The organism is Enterobacter sp. WPR_3_1 (genome assembly GCF_003635055.1).
GTDB lineage: Bacteria > Pseudomonadota > Gammaproteobacteria > Enterobacterales > Enterobacteriaceae > Enterobacter > Enterobacter ludwigii.
This window is the reverse complement of sequence record NZ_RBXU01000008.1, coordinates 499157-511519: the sequence shown is the minus strand read 5'-3', so window position 1 is coordinate 511519 and position 12363 is coordinate 499157. Positions and strand designations below refer to the sequence as shown.

Here is a 12363-nt window from a genome sequence, read left to right as displayed (position 1 = left end):
TGACCTGCACGATCGTTTACCATAGAGACGTCATTTTTTAACAGGATGGTATTACTGGTGTCTGATTCAGCCGCGCGCCCTACATTTTTGTTCCACGACTACGAAACCTTTGGCACCCACCCGGCGCTGGATAGACCGGCACAGTTTGCGGCCATCCGTACCGACGACGAATTCAACATCATTGGCGAGCCTGAGGTCTTTTACTGTAAGCCGGCCGATGACTACCTGCCCCAGCCCGGCGCGGTAATGGTCACCGGGATCACCCCACAGGAAGCCCGGGACAAAGGCGTGAACGAGGCCGCATTCGCCCGGCGCATTCACGACCTGTTTACCGTCCCGAATACCTGCGTGGTCGGTTACAACAACATCCGTTTCGATGACGAAGTGACGCGCAATATCTTCTACCGCAACTTCTACGATCCTTATGCCTGGAGCTGGCAGAACCGCAACTCGCGCTGGGATTTGCTCGACATTATGCGTGCCTGCTATGCGCTGCGCCCGGAAGGCATCAACTGGCCTGAGAATGATGAAGGGCTGCCGAGCTTCAGACTGGAACACCTGACGCGCGCGAACGGTATTGAGCACAGCAATGCCCACGATGCGATGGCCGATGTCTACGCCACCATTGCTATGGCAAAGCTGGTGAAAACCGCTCAGCCACGGCTGTTTGACTATCTGCTGAGCCACCGCAGCAAGCAGAAACTCACCACGCTGATTGATGTGCCGCAGATGAAACCGCTGGTACATATCTCCGGTATGTTTGGCGCCTGGCGCGGCAACACCAGTTGGGTCGCTCCGCTGGCCTGGCATCCGGATAACCGTAATGCCGTGATTATGGTGGATTTAGCCGGTGATATTACACCGCTGCTCGATCTCGACAGCGATACGCTGCGCGAACGGCTCTATACCCCAAAAGATGAACTCGGCGATCTGCCCGCGGTGCCGGTCAAACTGGTCCATATCAATAAATGTCCGGTCCTGGCCCAGGCCAATACTCTGCGCGCGGAGGATGCCGACAGGCTGGGGATTAACCGTCAGCGTTGCCTGGATAACCTCAAGGTGCTGCGTGAAAACCCGCAGGTACGTGAGAAAGCGGTGGCGATCTTTGCCGAAGCCGAACCCTTTGTTCCGTCAGACAACGTCGATGCACAATTGTACAACGGCTTTTTCAGCGACGCAGACCGTGCGGCAATGAATATTGTTCTGCAAACCGAACCGCGTAACTTACCCGCGCTGGATATTACCTTCGCGGACGCACGTATCGAAAAACTGATGTTTAATTACCGCGCGCGCAATTATCCGGGCACGCTGGATGAAACAGAACAGGCGCGCTGGCTTCAGCATCGTCGTCATGTGTTTACACCGGAGTTTCTGCAGAGCTACGCGCAGGAGCTGGAGATGCTGTATAGCCAGTATGAAGGAAATGCTGAAAAGCAGGCGCTGTTAAAAGCGCTGTATCAGTATGCGCAGGAAATCGTCTGACAGATTTTGGGCGAAAAAAAACCGGAGGCGATGGTCTCCGGTTTTTTTTTACTTAGCTCTTACGCAACGTCTTCGTACTGAGGAACCGGGTTACGGAAGCTCTTCGTGACGCACGCCAGGTAAACCAGGCCGATACCCGCCCAAATCAGGCCAAGCACCATGGAGCTCTCTTCCAGGTTAACCCACAGCGCACCCACGGTCAGCGCACCACACATCGGCAGGAACAGATACTGGAAGTGGTCTTTCAGCGTTTTATTACGCTTTTCACGGATCCAGAACTGAGAAATAACCGACAGGTTAACAAAGGTGAACGCCACCAGCGCACCGAAGTTAATCAGCGCAGTTGCCATCACCAGGTCAAAGTTAATCGCCAGCAGAGCAATAGCGCCGACCAGGATGATGTTCATCGCCGGCGTACGCCAGGTTGGGTGAACGTAGCCGAAGAAGCTTTTCGGGAATACGCCGTCACGACCCATTACGTACATCAGACGTGCAACGCCTGCGTGCGCGGCCATGCCGGATGCCAGTACCGTGATGGTGGAGAAGATCAACGCGCCAACCTGGAACGCTTTACCCGCCACGTAGAGCATAATTTCTGGCTGAGAGGCATCCGGATCCTTAAAGCGAGAGATATCCGGGAAGTACAGCTGCAGGAAGTAGGTCGCAAAGATAAAGATCAGACCACCAATCAGCGCCGTCAGGAAGATAGCACGCGGGATAACACGCTCTGCGTCCTTGGTCTCTTCAGACAGGTTGCTGATACCGTCAAAACCGGTAAAGGAGAAGCACAGAATGGTTGCGCCGGTAATCATCGGGATCACATGCGCATCACCAGACCAGAACGGCTTGCTGCTCGCCAGGGTACCTGCGCCTTCACCGTGGAAGACACCAAAGATAACCATGCCCAGAATCACGGCAATCAGGATGACCTGAAGCACAACAATAACGGAGTTAAAGTTCGCAACGGACTTGATGCTGCGCAGGTTGAACGCCGTCATAAAGGCCACCAGCGCCACGACGAACATCCACGAAGGGATCGACGGCACAAGTGCTTCAAAATAAATTTTAGCCAGCAGAATGTTGATCATCGGCGCGAACAGATAGTCGAGCAGCGAAGACCAGCCCACCATAAAGCCAACGGTCGGGCTGATGGATTTCTGGGCGTAGGTGTAGGCGGAACCGGCAGACGGATAGCGACGGACCAGTTTACCGTAGCTCAGCGCGGTAAAGAGGATCGCAATCAGTGCGAAGGCGTAAGCCGTCGGCACATGACCGTCTGTGAGGCCTGATACGATACCGAATGTATCGAACAGCGTCATTGGCTGCATATAGGCAAGGCCCATCATAACAACCGGAACTAACGTAAGGGTTTTACGTAATTCCACGCGAGAGGTGTTTGGAGTTGCGTTATGCGACATAGTTATTCTCCTTTACGGTGATAACCGCCACGTAAGCGAAAAATTGCCCCATTTCTGTATTCCTCAGCGACAACAACTGTCGGATTTTAGTAAATATCTATCCGGTACGAAGCCCGGCCTCTTGGTTTTTAGTTTCGTTTCATACGTGCAAAAAAAAATAACCGACGCCTTTTATATCGTCGATTATTCATTTGGTTGCAGCGGCGCATTTTGCCCCACATCGGATACAAAAGGCAATACTTTGCAACGCCCGGGGCGATTTTCTTTTTTCTAACTGGCTGATTTCTCGACGCTGCTTTGCGAGTAAACGGCAGCAATAGCACTATTTGCTAAAATTTCGTCCCGCCACCAGGCGCTTGCCAGCCCCGCAGTTTGTTCATTCCAGCCGACCCACACCGATTCATTGCTGCTTTGTGCAAGCACCTGTTTTTCAACAAGCGCACCGCTGTCTAAAAACCGCTGTGCCAGATAGCGGGGTAAATAGCCGCACCCCAGGCCACTGATTTGCAGCTCCAGCTTGGTTTTATAGTCGAACACCGTGATCGCCTCCTGCTCATCAAGCAACTGCGTGGAGGCCGCACAGTCGGGACGCGAGCTGTCACCGACCACAATGGCGCGGTAGCCTTTAATCGTGCGCCGGTTAAGGGGTTCCGGCTCCTGCGCGAGCGGATGGTGTGGCGCGACGGCGAAAACCTGCTCCAGCACACCCAGCCGGGCGAAACCGAAATCGCTTAACTGGGGCGGTTCATGCAGCGCACCGACAAAAATATCTGCCCTGCCCTGAGTTAAGGCATCCCATGAATCGCCCAGCACGCCATTAATGAAGATTAATCGGGTTACGCTGTGGTGCTGATAGAACGCCTCAATCAGCGGCGTCAGAAGAGAAAACGGAAAAGTATCATCAACGCCGATGACCAGTTCGTTCTCCCATCCCTGGTGCAGTTTGACGGCCTGTTTTTCCAGTTCGCGAACGGTATGCAGGACGTCGCGCCCCTTCTCCAGCAGCATCTGCCCGGTACGGGTAAAACGGGCGCGGTGACCAGAGCGATCGAGGATCTGGATATTAAGATCGCTTTCCAGTTTATGAACGGTATAGCTCAGCGCCGACGGGGTTTTGAAGAGCTTTGCCGAAGCAGCGGCAAAGCTCCCCTCTTTTTCCAGTGCATCCAGAATAATAAGAACATCCAGCAGCGGTTTCATGTTCGCCCCCTTCCGGTGTGCGATCGTTTCCGCTGAGAAACTTATTCCATCGGCATCACCAGCGGATCGGGATATTGATACTCAAACCCCAGCTCATGACAAATGCGATTGCCATCAACAATTTTGCCTTTACTTTCGTCCTTTGCTTCACCAAAAACAGGCGGAACCAGACCCAGCTGGCGTGCCATCAGCGGGTAAAACGTGCTCCGCGCTGGATGAGAAGGCGCACATATATTATAGATGTGCCCACCTTTTGGAGCCTGTAAGAGTAGTTCTATTGCGGCAATTACGTCATCAAGATGCACAAGATTGACGCCATGTTGTCCGTCTGGCGCGGATTTTCCCGCGAAGAAGCGCCCTGGATGTCGCCCGGGGCCAACCAGACCTGCCAGCCGTACGATATCGACCTGGGTGCCGGGAAGATGATGCAGCCAGTCTTCCAGCTCTTTCAGCACTTTACCGCTCGCGGTAACGGGATGACGCTCAGAGGTCTCCTTCACCACGCCGTCAACATCGCCGTAGACCGAGGTTGAGCTGGTAAAAATAATGCGTGGGACGTGATGCGCCAGCGCGCTGTCGACAATCTCCTGCATCGCCTGCAGATAAAATGATTCGCCCGGGCCACTGCGCCGTGCCGGTAACGTAATCACCAGCGCATCAACGTTCATCAGCGTGTCCAGATCGTCAGCATCACACACCAGTTCGGGTTCCAGACGCAGCTCGACGCCGTCAATACCGCACATGCGCGCCGCTTCTACCCCATCCGCCGTTGTTTTGCTTCCGGTCACCTGCCAGCCTTTTGCGGCTAATGACATCGCCAGCGGCATTCCCAGCCAACCTAAACCGACAATCGCGACCTTTTTCATGCGAATTCTCCTGACTTTTACTCGTCTTTCTTAAGGCTACGCCAGCCCGGCAGAACACACAATTCATAGCGTCAATATGAAATGAATTAATGATCAAAAAAAGCCCTTGCAATCAGTCATACAACTGGTTTAGGTTAAAAGACATCAAATGAATAAGCATTCATCGAGAATTTTATGACACGCGTTCAATTTAAACACCACCATCATCACCATCATCCTGACTAGTCTTTCAGGCGATGTGTGCTGGAAGACGTTTGGATCTTCCAGTGGTGCATGAACGCATGAAAAAGCCCCCGGAAGATCTTCTTCCGGGGGCTTTTTTTTGGACCAAATTCAGACAGGTTAAAACAGGTTAACGAGGAAAACAGAATGTTAGATAACTCACGTTTACGCATAGCTATTCAAAAATCAGGCCGTTTGAGTGATGATTCACGCGAACTGCTCGCCCGCTGTGGGATTAAAATCAACCTGCACACCCAGCGCCTGATTGCCCTGGCTGAAAATATGCCCATCGACATTCTGCGCGTGCGTGATGACGATATTCCCGGCCTTGTGATGGATGGCGTTGTTGACCTCGGCATCATCGGTGAAAACGTGCTGGAAGAAGAGCTCCTGACCCGCCGTGCCCAGGGTGAAGATCCACGCTATTTTACCCTGCGTCGTCTGGACTTCGGCGGCTGCCGCCTGTCGCTGGCCACGCCTGTCGATGAAGCCTGGGACGGCCCGGCCGCGCTGAACGGCAAACGTATCGCCACCTCCTACCCTCACCTGTTAAAACGTTACCTGGATCAGAAAGGCGTGCAGTTTAAATCCTGCCTGCTGAACGGCTCTGTTGAGGTGGCGCCGCGCGCGGGTCTGGCTGACGCCATCTGTGACCTCGTCTCTACGGGCGCCACGCTGGAAGCGAACGGTCTGCGCGAAGTGGAAGTGATTTACCGCTCCAAAGCGTGCCTTATCCAGCGCGACGGCGAAATGGCCGATGCGAAACAGCAGCTGATCGACAAACTGCTGACCCGTATTCAGGGCGTGATTCAGGCCCGTGAATCGAAATACATCATGATGCACGCGCCAACCGAACGTCTTGATGAGGTCATTGCCCTGCTGCCGGGCGCAGAGCGCCCGACCATCCTGCCTCTGGCCGGTGACCAGCAGCGCGTCGCCATGCACATGGTCAGTAGCGAAACCCTGTTCTGGGAAACCATGGAAAAACTGAAGGCGCTGGGCGCAAGCTCAATTCTGGTGCTGCCAATTGAGAAGATGATGGAGTGATGGCCATGAGCTTTAACACAATCATCAACTGGAACGATTGTTCGCAAGAACAACAGCGCGCGCTGCTGATGCGTCCGGCGATTTCCGCCTCAGAAAGCATTACCCGCACCGTGGCCGAGATCCTTGATAACGTCAAAGCCCGTGGCGACGATGCGCTGCGGGAATACAGCGCAAAGTTTGATAAAACCGAGGTTGGCGCTTTAAAGGTAACTGAACAGGAAATCACGGACGCGGAAAGCCGCCTCGGTGATGAGATCAAACAGGCGATGGCCGTCGCGGTGAAAAACATTGATACCTTCCACACCGCGCAGATATTGCAGGCGGTCGATGTGGAAACCGTGCCCGGCGTACGCTGCCAGCAGGTCACGCGTCCGGTAGCGTCGGTGGGGCTTTACATCCCCGGTGGTTCCGCCCCGTTGTTCTCTACCGTATTAATGCTGGCAACCCCGGCACGCATCGCCGGTTGTCAGAAAGTAGTACTGTGCTCGCCGCCTCCGATTGCCGATGAAATTCTCTATGCGGCAAAACTGTGTGGCGTACAGGCGGTGTATAAAGTGGGTGGTGCACAGGCAATTTCCGCGCTGGCGTTTGGTACCGAATCCATTCCTAAAGTGGACAAAATTTTTGGCCCGGGCAACGCGTATGTGACCGAAGCCAAGCGTCAGGTCAGCCAGCGTCTGGACGGTGCCGCAATTGATATGCCTGCCGGTCCTTCTGAGGTGCTGGTGATTGCCGACAGCGGTGCAACGCCGGACTTCGTCGCCTCCGATCTGTTATCCCAGGCAGAACATGGCCCGGACTCACAGGTTATTTTGCTGACGCCGGATGCGGATATGGCAAGACGCGTGGGTGAAGCCGTTGAACGTCAGCTTGCCGACCTGCCGCGCGCCGACACGGCACGCCAGGCACTCTCAGCAAGCCGCCTGATTGTGGCGCGCGATCTGGCGCAGTGCATTGCCATCTCCAACCAGTACGGCCCGGAACACCTGATTATCCAGACCCGCAATGCGCGCGATCTGGTTGACAGCATTACCAGCGCAGGTTCGGTCTTCCTTGGCGACTGGTCACCGGAATCCGCCGGCGATTACGCTTCCGGCACCAACCACGTTCTGCCAACCTACGGCTATACATCAACCTGTTCGAGCCTCGGGCTGGCGGATTTCCAGAAACGCATGACCGTACAGGAGCTGTCCCGCGAGGGGTTTGCCTCTCTGGCCTCCACCATTGAGACCCTGGCCGCCGCCGAACGTCTGACCGCCCACAAAAACGCCGTTACGCTGCGCGTTGCAGCCCTGAAGGAGCAAGCATGAGCATTGAAGAATTAGCCCGCGAAAATGTCCGTCGCCTGACGCCTTATCAGTCTGCTCGTCGTCTGGGTGGCAACGGTGATGTCTGGCTGAACGCTAACGAATACCCGACGGCCGTACAGTTCGAGCTATCGCAGCAAACGCTGAACCGCTATCCGGAATGCCAGCCGAAAGCGGTTATCGAAAATTACGCCCGGTACGCAGGCGTAAAGCCTGAGCAGGTGCTGGTCAGCCGGGGTGCAGATGAAGGCATTGAACTGCTGATCCGAGCCTTCTGCGAACCGGGTAAAGACGCGGTGATGTACTGCCAGCCAACCTACGGAATGTACAGCGTCAGCGCAGAAACTTTTGGCGTGGCGTGCCGTAACGTGCTTTCGCTGGAAGACTGGCAGCTCGATCTGCAGGGGATTGCCGACAATCTTGACGGCGTGAAAGTGGTGTTCGTCTGCAGTCCAAATAACCCGACCGGGCAGATTATCAACCCGCAGGACATTCGAACCCTGCTGGAGATGACGCGCGGTAAAGCGCTGGTGGTGGCTGACGAAGCCTATATTGAGTTCTGCCCGCAGGCGACGCTGGCTGGCTGGCTCGAGGAATACCCGCATCTGGTTGTACTGCGTACGCTGTCAAAAGCTTTCGCCCTCGCTGGCCTGCGCTGCGGCTTTACGCTGGCCAATAAAGAAGTCATCGACCTGCTGATGAAAGTGATTGCGCCATATCCACTCTCTACGCCGGTTGCCGACATTGCGGCGCAGGCTTTGGCCCCTCAGGGGATCAAGGCAATGCGCGAACGCGTGGCGCAAATCCTTGAAGAACGGCAGTATCTGGTCACTGCCCTGAAAGATATTCCCTGCGTGGAGCAGGTATTCGACTCTGAAACCAACTACATCCTGGTACGCTTTACCGCGTCGAGTGCCGTATTTAAATCTTTATGGGATCAGGGCATTATCTTACGAGACCAAAATAAACAACCATCCTTAAGCGGCTGTTTGCGTATTACCGTAGGCACCCGTGCAGAGAGTCAGCGCGTGATTGACGCCCTGAAAGCGGAGAAAGTATGAGCCAGAAGACCCTCTTTATCGATCGTGACGGTACCCTTATTTCGGAGCCGCCAACTGATTTTCAGGTCGATCGTTTCGACAAACTGGCTTTTGAACCCGATGTAATCCCGGTGCTGCTCAAGCTGCAGAAAGCCGGCTATAAGCTGGTGATGATCACTAACCAGGACGGGCTGGGTACCGACAGTTTCCCGCAGGCGGATTTTGACGGCCCGCATAACCTAATGATGCAGGTGCTGACCTCTCAGGGCGTTGAATTTGATGAGGTGCTGATCTGCCCACACCTGCCTGCCGATGAATGTGACTGCCGCAAGCCGAAGGTAAAGCTGGTCGAACGCTACCTGACGGATGACGTGCTGGATAAAGCCAATAGCTATGTCATTGGCGATCGCATGACCGATATTACGCTGGCGGAGAACATGGGTATCTCCGGGCTGCGCTATGACCGTTCCACCCTTAACTGGGCAAAAATTGGTGATCAACTGACCCAGCGTGACCGCTACTCGCACGTTGAGCGCAACACCAAAGAGACGCAAATCGACGTTAAGGTCTGGTTGGATCGTGAAGGCGGCAGCAAGATCCACACCGGTGTGGGTTTCTTTGACCATATGCTGGACCAGATCGCGACCCACGGTGGTTTCCGCATGGAGATCGCCGTGAAAGGCGATTTGTATATCGACGATCACCACACTGTGGAAGATACCGGCCTGGCGCTGGGTGAAGCGCTGAAGCTGGCGCTCGGCGACAAACGCGGCATCAACCGTTTTGGTTTTGTGCTGCCGATGGACGAGTGCCTGGCGCGCTGCGCAATGGATATCTCCGGGCGCCCACACCTGGAATACAAAGCGGATTTCACCTACCAGCGCGTGGGCGACCTCAGCACCGAAATGGTTGAACACTTCTTCCGTTCATTGTCCTACACCATGGGCCTGACGTTGCACCTCAAGACCAAGGGCAAGAACGACCACCACCGCGTGGAAAGCCTGTTCAAAGCCTTTGGCCGTACCCTCCGCCAGGCGATTCGTGTGGAAGGTGACGCCCTGCCCTCATCGAAAGGAGTGCTGTAATGAATGTGGTGATTCTGGATACCGGATGCGCCAACCTGAACTCTGTAAAATCGGCGATTGCCCGCCACGGTTATGCACCGGACGTGAGTCGCGACCCTGACGTCGTACTGCGCGCCGATAAGCTTTTTCTGCCCGGCGTAGGGACAGCGCAGGCGGCGATGGATCAGATCCACGAGCGCGAGCTGGTGAGTCTCATCAAAGCCTGTACTCAACCGGTGCTGGGAATTTGTCTCGGCATGCAGCTGCTGGGCCGACGCAGTGAAGAGAGCAACGGCGTTGATCTGCTCGGGATTATCGACGAAGACGTGCCGAAAATGACCGATCACGGTCTGCCTCTGCCGCACATGGGCTGGAACCGTGTTTATGCCAAAGCCGGTGACAGACTGTTTCGCGGCATTGAAGACGGGGCCTATTTTTACTTCGTGCACAGCTACGCCATGCCGGTAAATACGTACACCATTGCCCAGTGCAATTACGGCGAAGCATTTACCGCGGCGGTGCAGAAAGATAACTTCTTCGGCGTGCAGTTTCACCCGGAACGCTCCGGTGCCGCAGGTGCACAGTTGCTGAAAAACTTCCTGGAGATGTAATGATTATTCCCGCTTTAGATTTAATCGACGGCACGGTTGTCCGTCTCCATCAGGGCGATTACGGGCAGCAACGCGACTACGGTAACGACCCCTTGCCACGTCTGCAGGATTACGCCGCCCAGGGTGCGCAGGTGCTGCACCTTGTGGATTTGACCGGCGCAAAAGATCCGACAAAACGTCAAATCCCACTTCTTAAAAAACTGGTGGCCGGCGTGGATGTGCCCGTCCAGGTAGGCGGTGGCGTGCGTACGGAAGATGACATTGCGGCGCTGCTGGACGCTGGCGTGGCGCGTGTGGTCGTCGGCTCGACTGCCGTTAACGATCCTGAAAAGGTTAAAGCCTGGTTCCGCCGCTTTGGCGCTGACGCGCTGGTGCTGGCGCTGGATGTTCGTATCGACGAACAGGGTAACAAGCAGGTTGCAGTCAGCGGCTGGCAGGAAAACTCTGGGGTGACGCTGGAAGAACTGGTTGAGAGGTATCTGCCCGTTGGCCTGAAGCACGTGCTTTGCACCGATATCTCCCGCGACGGCACGCTGGCAGGCTCTAACGTTTCTTTATACCAAGAAGTCTGCGCGCGTTATCCGCAGGTGGCCTTCCAGTCATCGGGGGGTATTGGTGATATCGCTGATATTGCCGCGCTGCGCGGAACGGGCGTACAGGGCGTGATTGTGGGCCGGGCCCTGCTGGAAGGTAAATTTACTGTGACGGAGGCGATTCAATGCTGGCAAAACGGATAATCCCTTGCCTGGACGTACGTGACGGCCAGGTAGTGAAAGGCGTGCAATTCCGCAACCACGAAATCATTGGCGATATCGTCCCGCTGGCAAAACGCTACGCTGAAGAAGGCGCAGATGAGCTGGTGTTTTACGATATCACCGCCTCCAGCGATGGCCGCGTTGTGGATAAAAGCTGGGTGGCGCGCGTGGCAGAAGTGATTGATATTCCCTTCTGCGTGGCTGGTGGGATTAAATCTGCGGAAGACGCTGCAAAAATTCTCTCCTTTGGTGCCGATAAGATTTCCATTAACTCCCCTGCTTTGGCAGACCCGGAGCTGATTACCCGTCTGGCCGATCGCTTTGGCGTACAGTGTATTGTCGTGGGGATTGACACCTGGTATGACGCCGCAACGGGTAAATACCATGTCAACCAGTACACCGGCGACGAAAGCCGGACCCGCGTAACCCAATGGGAGACGCTGGACTGGGTGCAGGAAGTCCAGAAACGTGGTGCAGGCGAAATTGTGCTGAACATGATGAACCAGGACGGCGTGCGTAACGGCTATGACCTTGAGCAGCTGAAAAAAGTCCGCGCGGTCTGCCACGTACCGCTGATTGCTTCCGGCGGTGCAGGCACCATGGAACACTTCCTCGAAGCCTTCCGCGATGCAAACGTTGACGGTGCGCTGGCGGCCTCCGTGTTCCACAAACAGATTATTAATATTGGTGAGTTAAAAACGTACCTGGCCGACCAGGGCGTGGAGATCAGGGTATGTTAACAGAGCAACAACAGGCACAACTGGACTGGGAAAAAACTGACGGATTACTGCCGGTGGTTGTACAGCATGCCGTCTCAGGTGAAGTGCTGATGCTGGGATATATGAACCAGGATGCATTAACCAAAACCATCGACAGCGGCAAGGTCACCTTTTTCTCGCGCACCAAACAGCGCCTGTGGACCAAAGGGGAAACCTCTGGCCATTTCCTGAATGTAGTCAGCATTACGCCGGACTGCGATAACGATACGCTTCTGGTACTGGCGAATCCGATCGGCCCAACCTGCCACAAGGGCACCAGCAGCTGCTTCGGCGACGCAAGCCACCAGTGGCTGTTCCTGTATCAGCTGGAACAGTTACTCGCTGAGCGTAAAACGGCGGATCCTGAAAGTTCGTATACGGCTAAGCTGTACGCCAGCGGGACAAAACGTATTGCGCAAAAGGTGGGGGAAGAAGGCGTTGAGACAGCGCTGGCCGCGACCGTGCATGACCGCGAGGAGCTGACCAACGAGGCGTCGGATTTGATGTATCACCTGCTGGTGCTGCTGCAGGATCAGGAGCTTGATTTAACGGCGGTGATTGAGAATTTACGTAAGAGACATAAATAAAAAAAC

Annotated in this window: 14 protein-coding genes and 1 other annotated feature; of the genes, 10 read left to right on the top strand and 4 right to left on the bottom strand. The window is 55.1% G+C overall.

The genetic code is table 11. The annotated features are described in order from the left end of the window. Positions 1–45: 45 nt before the first annotated feature. Positions 46–1482: an exodeoxyribonuclease I gene (sbcB, locus tag BJ887_RS04135; protein ID WP_369797549.1), complete on the top strand. Its 1437-nt coding sequence runs from the start codon at positions 46–48 to the stop codon at positions 1480–1482. A 59-nt stretch (positions 1483–1541) separates the two neighbouring features. On the opposite strand, the gene plaP is transcribed toward sbcB, so the two are convergent. The 4 genes from plaP to BJ887_RS04115 form a co-directional block, all read right to left on the bottom strand. After that, positions 1542–2900: a putrescine/proton symporter PlaP gene (gene plaP / locus BJ887_RS04130; protein ID WP_014170786.1), complete on the bottom strand. Its 1359-nt coding sequence runs from the start codon at positions 2898–2900 to the stop codon at positions 1542–1544. After that, entirely contained in the window at positions 2890–2952 is a 63-nt protein-coding gene (yoeI, locus tag BJ887_RS04125) for a membrane protein YoeI (RefSeq protein WP_099458931.1), read from the bottom strand. The genes plaP and yoeI overlap by 11 nt, the downstream gene beginning before the upstream one ends. 218 nt (positions 2953–3170) lie before the next feature. Beyond that, positions 3171–4100 (bottom strand): LysR substrate-binding domain-containing protein, encoded by a 930-nt coding sequence (locus BJ887_RS04120; protein WP_014170787.1) that lies wholly within the window; start codon positions 4098–4100, stop codon positions 3171–3173. Positions 4101–4141: 41 nt separating this feature from the next. After that, complete coding sequence (locus tag BJ887_RS04115) at positions 4142–4966, bottom strand: SDR family oxidoreductase (protein ID WP_014170788.1); 825 nt, start codon at positions 4964–4966, stop codon at positions 4142–4144. 174 nt (positions 4967–5140) lie between these two features. Here BJ887_RS04115 and hisL point away from each other — a divergent pair, with 174 nt between their 5' ends. The 9 genes from hisL to hisIE all read left to right on the top strand — a co-directional run bounded on the left by hisL (position 5141) and on the right by hisIE (position 12357). Further along, the gene (hisL, locus tag BJ887_RS04110; RefSeq protein ID WP_001364200.1) at positions 5141–5191 is read left to right on the top strand and encodes a his operon leader peptide; all 51 of its coding nucleotides are present in this window, start codon (positions 5141–5143) and stop codon (positions 5189–5191) included. Further along, positions 5167–5290, top strand: a sequence feature (His leader region). Its footprint overlaps the gene before it by 25 nt. A gap of 45 nt (positions 5291–5335) precedes the next feature. Next, positions 5336–6235 carry an ATP phosphoribosyltransferase gene (gene hisG / locus BJ887_RS04105; protein ID WP_000886595.1) on the top strand — a complete coding sequence of 300 codons (900 nt, stop codon included), beginning with the start codon at positions 5336–5338 and terminating at the stop codon, positions 6233–6235. Between the two features lie 5 nt (positions 6236–6240). After that, positions 6241–7545, top strand: coding sequence for a histidinol dehydrogenase (gene hisD / locus BJ887_RS04100; RefSeq protein WP_025203710.1), 1305 nt, complete (start codon positions 6241–6243; stop codon positions 7543–7545). Then, positions 7542–8603, top strand: a complete 1062-nt coding sequence (hisC, locus tag BJ887_RS04095) for a histidinol-phosphate transaminase (RefSeq protein ID WP_032678504.1) — start codon at positions 7542–7544, stop codon at positions 8601–8603. The genes hisD and hisC overlap by 4 nt, the downstream gene beginning before the upstream one ends. Further along, a complete protein-coding gene (gene hisB / locus BJ887_RS04090) occupies positions 8600–9667 on the top strand; it encodes a bifunctional histidinol-phosphatase/imidazoleglycerol-phosphate dehydratase HisB (RefSeq protein ID WP_014170791.1) in 1068 nt (355 codons plus the stop codon). The genes hisC and hisB overlap by 4 nt, the downstream gene beginning before the upstream one ends. Beyond that, the gene (gene hisH / locus BJ887_RS04085) at positions 9667–10257 is read left to right on the top strand and encodes an imidazole glycerol phosphate synthase subunit HisH (protein WP_047742838.1); all 591 of its coding nucleotides are present in this window, start codon (positions 9667–9669) and stop codon (positions 10255–10257) included. Before hisB ends, hisH begins: the two co-directional genes overlap by 1 nt. After that, positions 10257–10994 carry a 1-(5-phosphoribosyl)-5-[(5-phosphoribosylamino)methylideneamino]imidazole-4-carboxamide isomerase gene (gene hisA, locus BJ887_RS04080; RefSeq protein WP_121339336.1) on the top strand — a complete coding sequence of 246 codons (738 nt, stop codon included), beginning with the start codon at positions 10257–10259 and terminating at the stop codon, positions 10992–10994. Before hisH ends, hisA begins: the two co-directional genes overlap by 1 nt. After that, a complete protein-coding gene (hisF, locus tag BJ887_RS04075) occupies positions 10976–11752 on the top strand; it encodes an imidazole glycerol phosphate synthase subunit HisF (protein ID WP_014170794.1) in 777 nt (258 codons plus the stop codon). The genes hisA and hisF overlap by 19 nt, the downstream gene beginning before the upstream one ends. Next, positions 11746–12357, top strand: coding sequence for a bifunctional phosphoribosyl-AMP cyclohydrolase/phosphoribosyl-ATP diphosphatase HisIE (gene hisIE / locus BJ887_RS04070; protein WP_014170795.1), 612 nt, complete (start codon positions 11746–11748; stop codon positions 12355–12357). Before hisF ends, hisIE begins: the two co-directional genes overlap by 7 nt. The last annotated feature ends 6 nt before the right edge of the window (positions 12358–12363 follow it).